Raw genomic sequence first — 14,917 nt, 5'->3', positions numbered from 1 at the left:
AGAAACAGGACTCCTGAAGAATACGCATCGCACTGGAAGACGGAAATCCGGCAGAAATCGACGTCTTCGTCGGATTATCGTCGCTTGTTCAGGCGACGACGCAGCCCGTCAAGGATGCTCTGGCCGCCGGGGCTGAGGCCGCCGGAGGGCCACAGGGCCACCACCTCCACGACCTGGGGCTCCTGCTCGCGCAGGGGCCAGACGTGGAGGTCGGGCGGGAAGGGCTGGGTGGGGCGCACGTCGGGGGCGATGGTGCAGGCCTTGTAGGCGCGCAGCAACTCGTAGAGGTGGAGGAAGCTCTCCACTCGGCCGACCTCCGTGACGGAGACGCCGTGGGCGGCGAAGCGCGCGCTGTTGGCGCCGCCGTAGGGGTCGTCCCGCAGCCAGTCCACGAAGCGCTGGCCCTGGAGGTCCTTCACGTCCAGGGAGCGGCGGGAGGGGTGCGCCTTCGCGAGCGCGGAGTCGGGGCCGGCGATGACCACGAAGGACATGCGCAGCAGGGACTCGGTGTCCACGCCCTCGTGCGGGGGCAGGGGGGTGAAGTCGAGCACCAGGTCCTGCTGCCGCGTCTGCACCTGCCGCATGAGCTCGTGCGAGCCGCCGAAGCCCACCACCAGCTTGAGGTCGGTGGCGGCGGCGTCCTGCGCGATGCCGCCCAGGAGCGACATGGAGAGGGTGGGGTTGAGGCCCAGGCGCAGGGTGGGCTCCACGCGGGCCAGGTCCATCAGCCGCTTCACGTCCAGCTGGTGCAGCGGCGTCTGGGTGCCCGCGTAGAGGCGCTCTCCGCGCGCGGACAGCTGCAGGCGCCGGCCCGGCCCCCGCTCCAGCAGGGCGGCGCCGTCCGCGAGCACCTCCTCCAGGGCGCGGATGTGCTCGCTCACGACGGAGCGCGCGACGCCCAGGTGCTCCGCGGCGGCGTCGATGCTGCCGGCCTCCACCGCGGCGGTGAAGGACTCGAGCCAGACCAGGTGTCGCTGGAGCTTGCGCGGGGGCATGGGGCCGGAGGCCGGACGTCCTTAGAGGAAGAAGTCGGGCAGCAGCTCCGCGCCGGGGACGGACTGGTACTTGTCGAAGTTCGTGACGCCCGCGGCGCGCAGCACCTCGTCGTCGATGCAGAAGTTGCCGGTGAAGGAGCGGCTGGGCTTGGTGAGGATGGCGTAGGCGGCGTCCGCCATGATCTCCGGCTTGCGGCTGCCCTTGATGGTGTCGTCGCCGCCCAGCAGGTTCTGCACGGCGGCGGTGGCGATGACGGTGCGGGGCCAGAGGGTGTTGACGGCGATGCCGTCGTCCTTGAGCTCCTCCGCCATGCCCAGGGCACACAGGCTCATGCCGTACTTCGCGATGGTGTAGGCCACGTGGGGGCCGAACCAGCGCGGCTCCATGTTGAGCGGCGGCGAGTTGTTGAGGATGTGCGGGTTGGAGGACTTCTTGAGGTACGGGATGCACGCCTGCGAGCACGCGAAGGTGCCGCGCGTGTTGATGCCGTGCATGAGGTCGAAGCGCTTGAGCGGCGTCTCCAGCGTGCCGGTGAGGCTGATGGCGCTGGCGTTGTTCACCAGGATGTCGATGCCGCCGAAGGTCTCCACGGCCTTGGCGACGGCGGCGTGGATCTGCGCCTCGTCGCGGATGTCCACCACGCAGGGGAGGGCCTTGCCGCCGGCCTCTTCAATCTCCTTCGCCGCCGAGTAGATGGTGCCGGGCAGCTTGGGGTGCGGGTCGGTCGTCTTCGCCGCGATGACGATGTTGGCGCCGTCGCGGGCCGCGCGCAGCGCGATGGCCTTGCCGATGCCGCGGCTGGCGCCGGTGATGAAGAGGGTCTTGCCTTGGAGGTTGGACATGGGGCGCATCCTGGCCCAGTCCTCCACCGCGTGCATCTGGAAGACACCCGGGACGCGGGGGCCGTGAGGGCCCCCGGCCCGGACTGTCGGTTACTGCGTGATGCAGGTGATGGTCTCCAGCATGGTGACGTTGCCGTTGCCCGTGGTGTTCCAGTTGCCCACGCCATTCGTCCCCACGATGTACGTGTACGCGGAGCCACGGATGGCGGTGGTGAAGCCGCGCGCATCCAGGTGGCCCTGGTCCCGGCAGAAGCGGCGGGCCGTGTCCGCGGCGGTGCTGAAGTTGCCGGTGGGATAGTTGGGCTGGATGGTGCCGACCTGGTAACCGTTCACCGTCGGCGTCGTGTACGTGATGTCCACCGAGTCGAAGCAGGTGATGGTCTCCAGCATCGTCACGTTGGCATTGCCGGTGGTGTTCCAGTTGCCCACGCCGTTGGTCCCAACGATGTACGTGTACGCGGAGCCACGGATGGCGGTGGTGAAGCTGCTGGCGCCGGTATGGCCCTGGTCCTGGCAGAAGCGGCGGGCTGTGTCAGCGGGCGAGCTGAAGTTGCCGGCCGGTTGGTTCGGCTGGAGGGTGCCCACCTGATAGCCATTGACCGTCGGCGTGGTGTACGTGACGCCCGACGTGGTGGACGTGAAGCAGATGACCGTCTCCAGCATCGTCACGTTGCTGTTGCCAGTCGTGTTCCACGGACCAAAGCCATTGGTGCCGACGATGTATGTATACGCGGAGCCACGGATGGCGGTGGTGAAGCCGCTGGCGCCGCTGTGGCCCTGGTCCTGACAGAATCGGCGGGCCGTGTCGCCAGCGCTGCTGAAGTTGCCGGTGGGCTGGTTGGGGAGGTAGGTGCCAATCTGATAGCCATTGACCTTAGGCGTCACATAGGTCTGGTAGGTGTCAGCGCGGGCGGACGACGCGAAGCCCACGACGAAGAGCAGGGACACGAAGAGGGAGGGAAGACCGCTGCCGCGACAAAACATGTTTTCCTCGGCTTGTAGCTGAAACGGGGGGATCGGGACCGTAGCGGCTCCCGGGAGGCTGTGCATCTTCCGGTGTCTTCATGGGCACGAAGCCGCGGCTAATGACCGCATCAAGGTCGCGAAGACCTGTGAGGGGCGCCGGTCTAAGCTGCGCACCCATGCGACTGCTCCCACTCCTTGTCCTGGTGGTGTTGACCGTCCGCTGTGCGCACGCGCCGGAGGCCGCACCGCCGGCTTCCGCGCCGCCCGCCGTGTCGTGGCCGGAGGCCCTGCCTCCCGCGCTGCGGCTGCCGGACACCGTGCGGCCCGTGCACTACGCGCTGGACCTGAAGCTCGTGCCCACGGAGGACACGTATCCCGGCAGCGTCACCATCGACGTGGAGGTCCGTGAGCCGGTGCGCCAGGTGTGGCTGCACGCGCAGGACCTGGACGTCACGCGGGCTCGCGTCACCGTGAATGGCCGTACTTTCGACGCGAAGCCCGTCACCGCGAGCGAAGGACGTCTGGGATTGCTGCTCCCAGAGGAACTCCCCGTGGGGAAGGCGCAGCTCCAGTTGGACTTCACCGGCAAGGTGGACCGCGAGCGCAGCCAGGGCATCTACGGAGTGGCGGAGGGCGGTGAGTCCTACCTCTACACGTTCTTCGAGCCCATCGACGCGCGCCGCGCCTTCCCGAGCTTCGACGAGCCGACCTTCAAGGTGCCGTGGCGCCTGCGCTTCACCGTGAAGGCCGGGCACGTGGCGCTGGCCAACCACCCCATCGTGTCGCGCGAGCCGCTGGCGGACGGGCTGGAGCGCGTCACGTTCGCGGAGAGCAAGCCGATGCCCAGCTACCTCGTGGCCTTCATGGTGGGGCCGTTCGACGTGGTGGAAGCAGGCACCGTGGGCCGCACGAACGTGCCGCTTCGCTTCATCGTGCCGAAGGGCCGGGGCGCGGAGACGCGCTACGCCGCGAGCATCACGCCTCGCATCGTGAAGGGCCTGGAGGACTTCTTCGACCAGCCGTATCCCTACGAGAAGCTGGATGTGGCCGTGGTGCCCCGGTACTGGGGCACCATGGAGCACCCGGGCATCGTCGCGCTCGGGCAGCCGCTCACGCTCATCCGGCCCGAAGAGGAGACGCTGGCGCGCCGCAAGGCCTACGCGGTCATCGCCAACCATGAGCTGGGCCACTACTGGTTCGGCGACGTCGTCACCTGCTCGTGGTGGAACGACATCTGGCTGAACGAGTCCTTCACCGCGTGGCTGGACCGGCAGACGGTGGACCGGCTGGAGCCGTCCTGGGACTACCAGCAGGAGCGCGCCATGTTCGCGACCCGTTCCGCGCTGGAGTCGGATGCGCTGGAGGCAGCGCTGCCCGTGCGCAAGCCGGTGGCCAGCAATGACGACATCGTGGGCTCGTTCGACAACGGGACCACGTATGACAAGGGCTCATCCGTCATCGCCATGTACGAGGCCTGGCTGGGGCCGGAGCGCTTCCGCGACGTGCTCCGGGGCTACATCCGCAAGCACGCCTGGCAGGTCGCGACGATGGAGGACTTCCTCGCGGACCTGTCCCAGGCGGCGGGGCCGGAGGTGGCGCAGTCCTTCGGTGGGTTCATCGTCCAGAAGGGAGCGCCGCGAATCAGCGCGCAGCTGTCGTGCCCCGCGGGCGGTGCGCCGACGGTGAAGCTGTCGCAGGAGCGCTACCTGCCCGTGGGCTCCAAGGCGGACGCGCGGCAGGAGTGGCAGGTGCCGGTGTGTCTGCGCGTGGGGACGGGCACGCAGTCGTCGCGGGTGTGCTCGATGTTGCAGGGGGCCTCGGCGGAGGTGGCGCTGCCCACGAAGCAGTGCCCGGCGTGGGTGCTGCTCAACGCGGGCGGCACGGGCTACTACCGCGGTGGTTACACGCGCGAGCAGTTGACGAAGCTGCTCGCGACCCCGGTCGCCGCCTTCACCCCGGCGGAGCAGGTGGCCCTCTGGGGAGACGTGGACGCGGCGGTGTCGCGTGGAGACCTGCCGCTGGGTGAGGCGCTGAAGGCGGTGCCTGCCTCGGCGAAGTCGCCGAACCGGCTCGTGGTGCGGAGTGGTTCCTTGCTGATCGAGCAGGTGCGCGTGGATCAGCTCACGCCGGAGGAGCGCAAGCGCTTCCGCGCGTGGGTGGCGTCGCTGTACTCCGCACGCGCGCGGGCCATGGGCTGGGTGCCGAAGCCGGGCGAGGACGACTCGGTGAAGGAGTCGCGCTCGATGTTCCTCCGGCTGGCCGGCGGGACCGGGGAGGATCCGCGGCTGGTGAAGGAAGCGCTGCCCCTGGTGCGCGCATGGCTGGCGGACCGCAAATCGGTGGACCCTGAGGCGTTCAGCAGCGCGCTGCCCCGAGCGGCGACGCATGGCGATGCGGCGCTGTTCGACGCGCTGCTGGAGGCGGCGAAGAAGGAGCAGGGCCGCAGCGAACGTTCCCAACTGCTGGCGTCCCTGGGGTACTTCCGGAACCCGGACCTGCTGTGGCGGGCGCTGGGGCTCGTGGTGGCGCCGGACTTCGACGTGCGCGACTCGCAGGTCATCCTCGGCATGGCGCTGATGTCGCCGGAATCGCAGTCATTGGCGTGGAACTTCTACCAGACGCACTTCGATGCACTGGCCCAGCGGCTGCGCTCGGATGAGCTGGGCAGGCTGATTGGACAGACGGGGAACCTCTGCAACGAGATGGACCTGGCGCAGGTGGAGACGTTCCTCACGCCCCGCGTGGACAAGATTGAAGGCGGTCCGCGCGCACTGGCCCGGGCCCTGGAGTCCATCCGGCTGTGCATCGAGTCCCAGAAGGTCCAGGCTCCGAGCGTCAAAGCGTTCCTCCGCACCCGGTGAGCCTGGGGTACGGTGGTGCGCACGGGCCACCCGCCCGGAACGACTCAAGGAGCTTCAGTCCGTGGCGAGCGAAGGCGAACAGCAGCCGGAGCAGACCTTCACCGAGGCCATTCTCGGCAAGGAGACCCTCTCGGCGAATGGGATGAAGCGGTGGCTTCAGCTGCCCTTCAGTGCGCGCGTCGTGGTGGCCACCGCCGGCTTCGCGGCCCTCCTGTTCCTCCCGTACCTGGGAGCAGTGGGGCTGTGGGACTGCTGGGAGACGCACTACGGCGAGGTGGCTCGGATGATGATCGAGCGCCGCGACTACGTGTATCCCTTCTGGGAAGGCGCCTACTTCTTCTCCAAGCCTCCGCTCACCATGTGGATGCAGGCGCTGGGCATGCAGGTGGTGGGCACGGTGCGCGGCAGCGGCGCGGTGGCCCTCTACACCGAGTGGGGCATGCGCATCCCCTTCGCCCTCCTCAGCATCACCGCGGTGGCGCTCCTGTCGCTCGCGGTGTCGCGCGTGGTGAGCCGCCGCGCGGGCCTGGCCACCGGCTTCATCCTGGCCACCATGCCGCTGTACTTCCTGCTCACGCGGCAGACGGTGACGGACACGCCCTTCGTCACGACCTTCGTCTGCGCCATGGCGTGCGCGCTCATCGGTCAGCTGGATGAGACGACGAAGCACCGCTCCGTGTGGTGGTACGGCTTCTACTTCTTCGCCGGCCTGGCCACGCTGGCCAAGGGGCTGCTCGGCGTGGGCCTGCCCGCCGTCATCCTGGTGCTGTACGCGGCGCTGGCCGTCATCCCCTGGGACGGCGCCAGCGTGGAGCAGCACCTGCGCTGGCTGTCGGACAAGGACTTCCGCAAGGAGGTGCGCGAGGGCCGCGTGCCCATGCCCGTGCTGTGGGGGCAGATGTACCGGATGCACCTGGGCACGGGCATCCTCGTCTTCCTCGCGGTGGCGGTGCCCTGGTACCTCACCCTGTCCCTCTTCAAGGAGGTGGACGATGAAGGCAAGCTCTTCTGGTACCGCTTCTTCATCCACGACCACCTGAACCGCCTCACGGCGGGCGTCTACACCACCACGCCGGGCGGCACCTTCATCTACTTCATCGAGCAGGGCGGCTTCGCCATCTTCCCCTGGGTGGCGCTCCTGCCCGGCGCCTTCGCTGTCGTGTCGCGGCTGCGCCTGCGCTCGGCGAGCAAGGCGGACCACCTGGCCCTCATCGCGGTGCTGTGGGTGGCCTTCTCGTTCTGGCTGCTGTCCTCCAGCGCCACGAAGTTCCACCACTACGTCTTCCCCGTGCTGCCGGGCATGGCCATCCTGCTGGCCCTCTTCGCGGACCGGCTGTGGGAGGAGGGCATCTCCGCGCACGCGGTGAGCCTCATCTTCGGGTTCGTGCTCTTCATCCTCGTGGGCAAGGACCTGGCGGAGAACCCGAAGAACTTCACCGACCTGTTCGTCTTCAACTACGACCGCCCGTACCCGCAGGACCTGGTGACGAAGCCCATCGCCTTCTTCGCCGCTCGCCCGCTGTGGACGGGGGACCTGGTGACGCTGGTGCTGCTGGCCTTTGGCGTGTACCTCGCGTTCGACGCGTTCGCTCCCCGCGCGAAGCAGAAGGCGTCACCGTGGGCTCGCGCGGTGGCGCTGCTGCTGCTGCTGTCCGGCGTGGCCACGCTGGGCGCGGTGGCGTCGCGGGCGCAGGTGTCCGCGGGGGCGCTGCTGGGGCTGGCGTTCCTGGCGGTGGCCGGCTTCCTGGGCTGGCAGTCCTCGCGCCCGGGTACGGAGGGCCGCTCGTCGCTGCGGACGGTGGCGGGCCTCATCGCGGTGGTGGGCGTGGCGCTCGCGGTGCGGGGCTTCCGCCAGCCGGTGGCGGAGGACTCGCTGCTCAAGGCGCTGTCGGAGCCCGTCAACATCAAGAGGACCCTGGGCTTCACCTTCGCGGTGGCCGGGGCGCTGGCGGTGGTGGCGGCCCTCATGCGCGCGCGGGTGATGCTGTTCGGCACCTTCTGGGTGCTCGCCGCGGGCGTGGCCCTCTGGTTCAACTGGAGCCACTGGGTGGACCTGGCCCACCACTGGACGCAGCGGGACCTCTTCTGGCGCTACTACGATCAGCGCAAGGCGGACGAGCCCATCATCGCGTACATGATGAACTGGCGCGGTGAGACGTTCTACTCGCAGAACACGGTGGAGCAGTTCCGCGCCCGCGACGCCAACACGCGCATGCGCAACCTGGCGGCGCGGCCGGGCAGGGTGTGGGTGCTGGTGGAGCACAACCGCCTCAACCTGCTGCGGACCGCGGTGGGGCCGGACCAGGTGGTGACGCCCGTGGATCGGGACATCAACAACAAGTTCGTGCTGGTGACGGTCGACTGAGCGGTATCCCCGCGCCCCGCCGTGACCCACGCCCTGCATCTGCGAGCATGCAGCGCACTTCGTCTTTTCCTCTCCGCCTGCGCCACGTCAACGCCGAGTCCAAGGGCTCGCGCGACGCGGAGCCCGAGGATCGTCAATCGCCGCCGCCGTGGGAGTCGGGTTCTGCGTGCTGGCGGCCCCTGAAATCACCGTGGGGGCCGTGATCGTGCTTGGCGTGGTGGTGGTCGCCGCCGCCATCAAGGAAGAACTGGATGCGTATGAGTTCCGCCACGCCTACCCCGAGGAAGCAGGGACCTCACGAGAAACGAAGGTGGCGTCCCGGGAAGCCGGGAAGCGGTTGAGCCAGGAGTGGGTTCGCTCGACGACCCATCGTGGCGAAGGGCGTCGACACTGTGCGCGCACGGGCCTGAAGGCATACCCCAGTCGACGCACAGCGTCTGACGACGGCTCCGGCTCGGCAGGGGTCGTCGGACTGGAATTGATTCAAGCGTGGAGCGCGCCAGCTTGAGGTCGTTCGTGTTGGCGCCAGCAACCGCGAGGGTTGGCCAAGGCTTCAGTTCGCGTCGTTGTCGCGCAGCACGACCAAGAGCTCCGCGAACTGCTGGAGCGTCTTCACCTGGGGCGAGCCCAGGTAGTACCGCCGCTCGTAATCCTCGATGATAGAGGGCGTGAGCGGCGCATCATGAAGATCCCAGCTGAGGTTGTAGAGGGCGTGGAGCTTCTCGATGTCGAAGGGCTCCTTGCCGGACGTGGCCCGGGCCTTCGCCACCTCCTCCCGCTCGCGCTCCTCGCGTTGCTGGCGCGCGGCGCGGAGTTGCTTCAGGGTCTCTTCAGCGGATGCCGACATGCGGGCTCCTCAATGGCGGGAACTTCTTGCTGACGTTGTGAGGCGTGGGCGTCCAGCAGGGTAGGGGCGACTGGCGCTACACCGCGTGGAATGGATTCCCCGCCCGAGGCCGACCTCTCCACCGATGAATTGTTCGCGCGCATGCTCCAGGACTGCGAGGAGGACGCAGGCGCATGGCGCGCCATCTGGCAACCGCACCACTGCGGCGGGGTGGACGTCTTCCAGCGGGCCGCGGCCTGGCTTCAGTCCGCCTCCCCGAAGGAGCGGGGACGCGGCGCGAACATCCTGGCCCAACTGATGGACCGGCTCTCCGAACCCCACGTCAAGATTCGCGGGGAGGCGCTGGAGGATGTCTCACTGCTGCCGGTGCTCCTGGCGCACCGGGAGGCCTTCGAAGAGGAGGACGATGACCCTGAATTCCTCCCGGTCCTCCACGAGGCGATCCACGTCCTGGAGTCGCTGTCGCGGTGAGGCCTCTGGGATTACTGGGGCGGAGCCGCTTTGATCATGATGGAGCACCCGCACGATGTGTCTTCATCGTTGCAGGTCGCGGGCTCCACCACGGTGAATCCATTTCTTTGATACCAGGTGACCGAGGACCTGGATGCGGTGACGTGCATCGGGAAGCGTCTGTACGGGGCGGTCTGATGCAGCGCATCCGCTTTCGCCATCAGCGCCGCCCCCACACCACGGATGGTCGGATGGCCTACGAGCCACCGGATGCCCAGCTCGTGCTCGACGCCGTCGTCGTTATCGCGGGAGACGGCGTTCTGCATGATGAGGATGCCGACCACCATCGGACCGAACGGGCCGTCGCCGTAGGCCCTCCAGAGGGTGACGCCCGCTTCATTCCTCCCATGCTGGGTGTTGACCTTCACGATCTGCCTCGTGACGTCCATGCCTTCATCCACAGGCGCCCAGTTGGCTCCCGAGCACAGGTCCTCATTGTCCAGCGGAGGGCTTCTCCAGTTCTCTCCGCGGTCCTGTTTCGCCTTGTGCAGCCACGCCCGGAAGAGGCTCTTCGCATCATTCACAAGCTGCGAGCCCGTGTTCCATCCCCCTTCGTCCGCCCTGTATTCCCTGACCTGCACCTGCCCATTCAAAGGCTGGATGGGTGACGGGCGGGGCGGATCGAACGAGGGGGTGACGGGTGGGGCGGAAGGGATGGAGCGCCGGATGTCGAAGATCTTGACCGGCTGGAGCCGTCCCCGGTTTGAAGCCCCGGCGTGACCGGGGTCGGCGCAGATTCCAATCTCGCAGAAGATACACGGCATTTCGAACGCCTCCTGGGGGAGCGCAAGCGTAGTCGCTTTCACGCCGGTGAGCGCAGTGGCCCGTGCGCGACGTCATCGCCCGAAGGGCGGCGTGGGCGGCGGGAGCCTCATGCGGAACGCATCGCGGCTGCCCTGGGGCGGGCTGCCGGGAACCAGCGAGCCCTCGGTGGAGCTGACGACCATGGCATTGCCGCACGCGTTCACGGCCAGCCCGGTGACGTGGTCGTCCAGGGGCGTGCCCTGTTGCCACGTCCCCAGCAGCCGCCCCTCTTCGCTGAAGCGCAGCTCGAACAGGTCGCTTCCGCCTTGATTCGTGAAGCCTGGAAAGCCCCCTAAGTAGGTCGCCAAATGTCCCTGAACGAATCCGAGGCGAAGCGGGGGGAACGGGCAAGGCCCCTGCATTCGTCTCGGAACTGGTGGCTCCCTACTTAGATAGGCCCTCAGGAGTTCGTTGCCTCATCCGGGGCGGAGGCACGGCTCAAGCGGATACGTCGGGGGCAGTCGGCACAGGAGTGCTCTTTCAGAGGGGCGACGTGCGGGTCTTCATGGACGATGGAAGAAGCGAAGGGCCGTGGCTGCACACGAAGCAGGTCGCCCTGGTGAGCGAGCAACGGAGCTTCCGGAGGCGCGCAGTCCCCTGGGCCTGGGGGCCTGGGTGGCGTGATGCAGTCCGTCCGACAGTCGGATGGGGCTTCCCAAGGTCGCGCCCGGCACGCCCACCCAACGCCCCCCTCATTGGGCGCGCAGGGGGAAGTTCCGAGCGCCTCGGTGGCTGACGTGGGGGCGCCGAGGCCGTGCTCCTCCACGGAAGGGTGTGTCTCAAAAGCGTCGTCTTGCGCAGTGACTGACGCAGGGGAATCAAGGCCGTGCTCCTCAACATACGGGCGTGCATCAAGCGCCTCGTCCTGCTCAGGGGCTGACGTTGGGGCTTCGAGGAGGTCCTCCGGGGCGCACTGGGCCTCGGGGGACGCATGCTCCCGAGGGGCAGGGGAGAAGGCGTCCAGCACGCGCTCATCGCACGCCTTCAGCAGCGCAGGCAGTTGGTGCTGAAGTGCCTGCGCGTCGCGCTCGCTCAGGGCGTGCATCGCGCACAGGGCCCACTGGCGCAGGGATTCGCCGCCCATGAAGGACAGCAGCCGGGCCGCGTTGCCTCTCAGGGCCCGTTGCAGTGACTGAATGAGGAGCAGGTGCCCTGGACGTGACGCCGCCTGGGCCGCCAGCCGCAGCAACTCGAATTCCAGCTGCGCGCACCGTGCCCCGGGGTTCCAGTGCGCCGCGTCCGAGAGCCTGTAGCAGGTGTCCTCCAGCAGGCTCACGTCCCGCTCGGAGGCACTCGCGCAGCAGTCGGCCAGGAGTTCCACCAGCACCTGCCGCTTGAGGCTGAAGAAGCCCTCCAGCAGCCGCCGGCATTCCTCGGAGCGCTCGTCATGCAGCGCCAGGCCCAGGTTCTCCAGCGTCAGTGACTCATCCAGCGCCACCGCACGCGTCACACGGCCGGGACGCTGCACCACCAGGCCTCGCGCCGCCAGCCGCCGCAGCGCTTCGCGCACGGTGCCTCGGCTCACCCCATAGCGACGCGCCAGCACCTGCTCCGAGCCAATCTGCCCGTTCCTCGGCAGCCTCCCGAGCGAAATCTCTCGCTCGAGTTGCTCCTCCACGTACGCCACGAGCCCCACCCGCACCATCACCGTCCGCCTCCTCGTCCCAGCCTCGCCCATCCAACCAGAGGGGTCTGACATGGACGCGGGGGCACACCGTCCTCATGTCCTCCCGTGCCGGTGCGGCCCCGGGCCCCATGCAGCGCGAACCTGTCCGACTGTCGGACAGGTTTGGCGAAAGCGCTCCCCGCCAGCGCGCCTCTGTCCGTGGACCCGCCTTGGCGTCCGCGCATGCACACCGTCGCGACTCACCGCTGCGCTTCGCAAGGCGCGCGTCTTCGCTGAGAACCTTCAGGCCGCAGGGCTTGTTCATCAACTTCTGGCCACCTACTTAGGGTGTCGCCCGCGACGTAGACGTCGTCATTGGCGGCCCGCGCCAGCGCCGTGGCCCGGTCGTCGCTCCGGGTGCCCACCTGCCGCACCCATTCGCACCTGCTTGAGGGAGCGTGCACGTCGAACTTCCGCTCTGCCGGGGCCGCGCCCGTCCACGGGTAGGTGACCCGCAGGGTGCACTCGCCGCCGGCCTGGCCCGCGGGGATGGGCCAGGCGTAGCCCCAGACGGCGTCCGCCGTGGACGCAGTGCTGGTGGGGACGACGTCCCCCTTGGGCCCCCGCACCTCCAGCTGCGCCTGGAGCGAACCTCCGAACGGCTGACGGCTCTGGGCCTCCAGCACCATTCCGCGCACCAGCACCCGCTCCCCGGGGCGGTCCCTTCGCGTCCCCTGGCAACGCGGGCGCGTCTCGTGCGGACGCGAGCCGGGGGCCTCGTGCGAGAAGGGCTCGTGGCGGACGCCGGGCCCCTGCGCGTGGCTTCTGAATTGCTATTGGCGTGGGGCGGGGTCTCCACGCGCCCAGGGCCGGCGCTGGTCCCGCGGGCGAGGTGAGTCGATGCCGTTCTACAAGTGCTACGGCTGCATGAAGACCTTCATGTCCGAGGGGCGCGCCACGTCCTGCCGCTACTGCCAGAAACTCCTCAACGAGGAGGTCAACCGGCAGCCCGGCCCACCGCGACTGGAGCGGCGTCACTCCGCCCCGGTGCTCGGAGCGCTGACCCAGGCGCAGCAGGTCGTGGCGATGGAGAAGAGCAAGCAGACGACGGTCTTCAAGCCCCGGTGTCCGCTGATCATCTGCCGTTCGGAAGCGGTGACGCGGCAGGGACCGGACGGCATCTTCAACACGCGCGCATCCATGTATGAGTGCGACGAGTGCAATGCGTACTTCCTCTGGACGGCGGAGCTCGGGTTCGAGCCTTCGTTTGCCTATACCGACGTGACGTACCGGCAGGGCCCGCTGAACATGGTGGCGTTTCGCGGCCTCAACCTCCCCAGCCCGCTGGACTGCTTGAAGATCTTCAAGCGGGGCTTTCCCGTGCGGACGAACGATGACGATGGCGGCAAGCCATGGACGATTCAGTACCGCACCAACTCGTACATCGGGATGACGCTGGACCAGGAGGTCTTTCCCAAGGTCGGTGACATCTTCCCGGAGTCCGCGCACTGCTTCTCGGCGCGGGTGGCCGGGGCCACCATCTTCCCGAACGATACAGCCGTGACGCGGACGTACGTCTTCGTGTGCTTCCTTCGCGAGGGCTTCAACACGTACGAGCAGCAGCGTGCGGAGGTGGAGCTGCTGCGCAAGTACTACCCGCCCATCTTCGATTCACACGAGGACCAGGTCGCGTGGCCGCTCGCGGCGCGGGAGGTGGCCTGTGAGCAGGTGGCGCCGGAGGAGGTGCTGGCGTCGATTCGCTGTGACAAGGTCTGGAACACGGGCCGCTGGGAGGACGGCGGCACCTACCGTTTCTATCTGCCGTCCCTGATGTTCAATCCCACGCTGGGGCCCCAGGCGAAGGTCCTCATCACCCGGTTCCTCAAAGACAACCGCGCGGGAGTCATCCCGGCCACTCCCACGTAGCAGGCCGTGTCGCGGACCGCGAAGTCCCTGGGCACTGGAAAGGGGACCTCATCCTGGGATTGGGAGTTCCGCCATTGGCACTCTGGTCGAGCGAGCCACCCGATTGTGGAGTCCGTTCGGCACATTGGCCGGACTGCATTCCGCTGCTCGTATAGGATCCCCAGAACACCCGACCCGCTCATCGAGGGCGACCCATGCGCTTGAACCTCCTTCCCGTCATCGGATTGCTCTTCCTTCCTGCCTGTGGCTCCAAGTCGGAACAGACGGAGGGCGTGGGGTCCTTGCAGGGCGACAAGGCCTTCCCGGTGACCTGGTCCGGCGAACTCCTGCCGCGCAGCCCCGACGGCGGGACCTCTTTCTCGATTGCCATCCTGGCCGACAGCGACCTCTCCGGGCTCTGCACGACCCCCGCGGACGCCGGCTATGTCCTTCCGCCGTCCCGCTTCTTGACGGTCTCGGTCATCGGCCCCCCTGCGGCAGGGACATTCGAGGTCGGCAACGCCACCGGCCCCGGGTTCGTCCAGATCCAGCAGCGTCTCACGGACGGGGGAACGGAGACACTCGCGGTGGCCACCAGCGGGAGCATCCACCTGACGACCGCTACGACGGACCAGCTCGTTGGAAGCTTCGATGTCCAGGTCCTGGAGAAATCCGACGGAACGACGACGGGTTTGACGGGAACCTTCGACGCCCCTTTCTGCGCGAACCGGAAGTGATGCCTCCGACGGGCCTACGAGCGGTTCCCTGCGATGGGCGGGCGCTCGGCCCCTTGAGTCAAGGACCGTAGGGATACAGGTTCAGCTGATCCGCGATGAGCGGGCGGCAGAGCAGCAGGAGCTGTGATTCGTCCAGGAACGAGGACTTCCGCGCCTTGAGGAAGCAGGACGCGGGATCATCCGAGGGCTGGGCGTACTGGCAGAGCTGGAGCGCTTGCGGATCCGAGAGGAACCCTTCCTCCTGGACCCGCTGGAAACACTTCGCCGGGGCGTCCGAACGGGCTCCCTGGCAGAGCTGGGCCGCGTTGGTCTCGCTCAACACGCCGGCCTCGCGCGCCGCTTCGAAGCAGGAGTATTGCGGCGCGCCCTCGGGTGGCTCCTCGAGCTGCCCCAGCACCGGCAACCCGAGCAGCGTGGCGGCCAGTCCCCAGGCTCCTCTCCAATGGCCTCGCTTCATCGTGCACCCCCAGGAGAAGGT

14 protein-coding genes are annotated in these 14,917 nt (G+C 68.1%); 6 read left to right on the top strand and 8 right to left on the bottom strand.

Annotated features, from left to right (window positions below; genetic code table 11):
- Nucleotides 1–74 precede the first annotated feature (74 nt).
- From NR792_RS11370 to NR792_RS11360, 3 genes are all read right to left on the bottom strand, one after another.
- Nucleotides 75–995: a LysR family transcriptional regulator gene (locus NR792_RS11370; protein WP_338268157.1), complete on the bottom strand. Its 921-nt coding sequence runs from the start codon at nt 993–995 to the stop codon at nt 75–77.
- A gap of 21 nt (nt 996–1,016) precedes the next feature.
- Complete coding sequence (locus NR792_RS11365) at nt 1,017–1,838, bottom strand: NAD(P)-dependent oxidoreductase (RefSeq protein ID WP_120528535.1); 822 nt, start codon at nt 1,836–1,838, stop codon at nt 1,017–1,019.
- Nucleotides 1,839–1,928: 90 nt separating this feature from the next.
- Nucleotides 1,929–2,822, bottom strand: coding sequence for a hypothetical protein (locus NR792_RS11360; RefSeq protein WP_375760082.1), 894 nt, complete (start codon nt 2,820–2,822; stop codon nt 1,929–1,931).
- Nucleotides 2,823–2,980: 158 nt separating this feature from the next.
- On the opposite strand from NR792_RS11360, the gene NR792_RS11355 reads away from it, so the two are divergent.
- The 3 genes from NR792_RS11355 (at nt 2,981) to NR792_RS11345 (ending at nt 8,538) form a co-directional block, all read left to right on the top strand.
- Nucleotides 2,981–5,665, top strand: coding sequence for a M1 family metallopeptidase (locus NR792_RS11355; RefSeq protein ID WP_375760081.1), 2,685 nt, complete (start codon nt 2,981–2,983; stop codon nt 5,663–5,665).
- Nucleotides 5,666–5,726: 61 nt separating this feature from the next.
- The gene (locus tag NR792_RS11350; RefSeq protein ID WP_375760080.1) at nt 5,727–8,030 is read left to right on the top strand and encodes a glycosyltransferase family 39 protein; all 2,304 of its coding nucleotides are present in this window, start codon (nt 5,727–5,729) and stop codon (nt 8,028–8,030) included.
- A gap of 166 nt (nt 8,031–8,196) precedes the next feature.
- On the top strand, nt 8,197–8,538 hold the full coding sequence (locus tag NR792_RS11345; RefSeq protein ID WP_375760079.1) for a hypothetical protein: 342 nt from the start codon (nt 8,197–8,199) through the stop codon (nt 8,536–8,538).
- Nucleotides 8,539–8,583: 45 nt separating this feature from the next.
- On the opposite strand, the gene NR792_RS11340 is transcribed toward NR792_RS11345, so the two are convergent.
- Nucleotides 8,584–8,877, bottom strand: coding sequence for a hypothetical protein (locus NR792_RS11340; protein WP_375760078.1), 294 nt, complete (start codon nt 8,875–8,877; stop codon nt 8,584–8,586).
- Between the two features lie 90 nt (nt 8,878–8,967).
- Between NR792_RS11340 and NR792_RS11335 the strand changes: the two genes are divergently transcribed.
- Nucleotides 8,968–9,348, top strand: coding sequence for a hypothetical protein (locus NR792_RS11335; protein WP_375760077.1), 381 nt, complete (start codon nt 8,968–8,970; stop codon nt 9,346–9,348).
- Nucleotides 9,349–9,359: 11 nt separating this feature from the next.
- On the opposite strand, the gene NR792_RS11330 is transcribed toward NR792_RS11335, so the two are convergent.
- From NR792_RS11330 to NR792_RS11320, 3 genes are all read right to left on the bottom strand, one after another.
- On the bottom strand, nt 9,360–10,151 hold the full coding sequence (locus NR792_RS11330) for a hypothetical protein (protein ID WP_375760076.1): 792 nt from the start codon (nt 10,149–10,151) through the stop codon (nt 9,360–9,362).
- Between the two features lie 72 nt (nt 10,152–10,223).
- Nucleotides 10,224–10,499, bottom strand: coding sequence for a hypothetical protein (locus NR792_RS11325; RefSeq protein WP_375760075.1), 276 nt, complete (start codon nt 10,497–10,499; stop codon nt 10,224–10,226).
- A 92-nt stretch (nt 10,500–10,591) separates the two neighbouring features.
- On the bottom strand, nt 10,592–11,836 hold the full coding sequence (locus NR792_RS11320; protein WP_375761602.1) for a FadR/GntR family transcriptional regulator: 1,245 nt from the start codon (nt 11,834–11,836) through the stop codon (nt 10,592–10,594).
- 861 nt (nt 11,837–12,697) lie between these two features.
- On the opposite strand from NR792_RS11320, the gene NR792_RS11315 reads away from it, so the two are divergent.
- Both NR792_RS11315 and NR792_RS11310 read left to right on the top strand, forming a co-directional pair.
- The gene (locus tag NR792_RS11315; protein WP_375760074.1) at nt 12,698–13,723 is read left to right on the top strand and encodes a hypothetical protein; all 1,026 of its coding nucleotides are present in this window, start codon (nt 12,698–12,700) and stop codon (nt 13,721–13,723) included.
- A 194-nt stretch (nt 13,724–13,917) separates the two neighbouring features.
- On the top strand, nt 13,918–14,439 hold the full coding sequence (locus NR792_RS11310; RefSeq protein WP_375760073.1) for a hypothetical protein: 522 nt from the start codon (nt 13,918–13,920) through the stop codon (nt 14,437–14,439).
- A 58-nt stretch (nt 14,440–14,497) separates the two neighbouring features.
- On the opposite strand, the gene NR792_RS11305 is transcribed toward NR792_RS11310, so the two are convergent.
- Nucleotides 14,498–14,896 (bottom strand): hypothetical protein, encoded by a 399-nt coding sequence (locus NR792_RS11305; RefSeq protein WP_375760072.1) that lies wholly within the window; start codon nt 14,894–14,896, stop codon nt 14,498–14,500.
- Nucleotides 14,897–14,917: the final 21 nt, after the last annotated feature.

This window comes from Corallococcus exercitus, from assembly GCF_042231735.1.
Lineage (GTDB): Bacteria > Myxococcota > Myxococcia > Myxococcales > Myxococcaceae > Corallococcus > Corallococcus exercitus_B.
This window is presented reverse-complemented; position numbering and strand designations above follow the sequence as displayed.

Bases quoted from the DNA above. Each gene is read 5' to 3' on its own strand.
- NR792_RS11370 (WP_338268157.1), bottom strand. From the start codon at position 995: ATGCCCCCGCGCAAGCTCCAGCGACACCTGGTCTGGCTCGAGTCCTTC.
- NR792_RS11365 (WP_120528535.1), bottom strand. From the start codon at position 1,838: ATGTCCAACCTCCAAGGCAAGACCCTCTTCATCACCGGCGCCAGCCGC.
- NR792_RS11360 (WP_375760082.1), bottom strand. From the start codon at position 2,822: ATGTTTTGTCGCGGCAGCGGTCTTCCCTCCCTCTTCGTGTCCCTGCTC.
- NR792_RS11355 (WP_375760081.1), top strand. From the start codon at position 2,981: ATGCGACTGCTCCCACTCCTTGTCCTGGTGGTGTTGACCGTCCGCTGT.
- NR792_RS11340 (WP_375760078.1), bottom strand. From the start codon at position 8,877: ATGTCGGCATCCGCTGAAGAGACCCTGAAGCAACTCCGCGCCGCGCGC.
- NR792_RS11335 (WP_375760077.1), top strand. From the start codon at position 8,968: ATGGATTCCCCGCCCGAGGCCGACCTCTCCACCGATGAATTGTTCGCG.
- NR792_RS11330 (WP_375760076.1), bottom strand. From the start codon at position 10,151: ATGCCGTGTATCTTCTGCGAGATTGGAATCTGCGCCGACCCCGGTCAC.
- NR792_RS11320 (WP_375761602.1), bottom strand. From the start codon at position 11,836: ATGGTGCGGGTGGGGCTCGTGGCGTACGTGGAGGAGCAACTCGAGCGA.
- NR792_RS11315 (WP_375760074.1), top strand. From the start codon at position 12,698: ATGCCGTTCTACAAGTGCTACGGCTGCATGAAGACCTTCATGTCCGAG.
- NR792_RS11310 (WP_375760073.1), top strand. From the start codon at position 13,918: ATGCGCTTGAACCTCCTTCCCGTCATCGGATTGCTCTTCCTTCCTGCC.
- NR792_RS11305 (WP_375760072.1), bottom strand. From the start codon at position 14,896: ATGAAGCGAGGCCATTGGAGAGGAGCCTGGGGACTGGCCGCCACGCTG.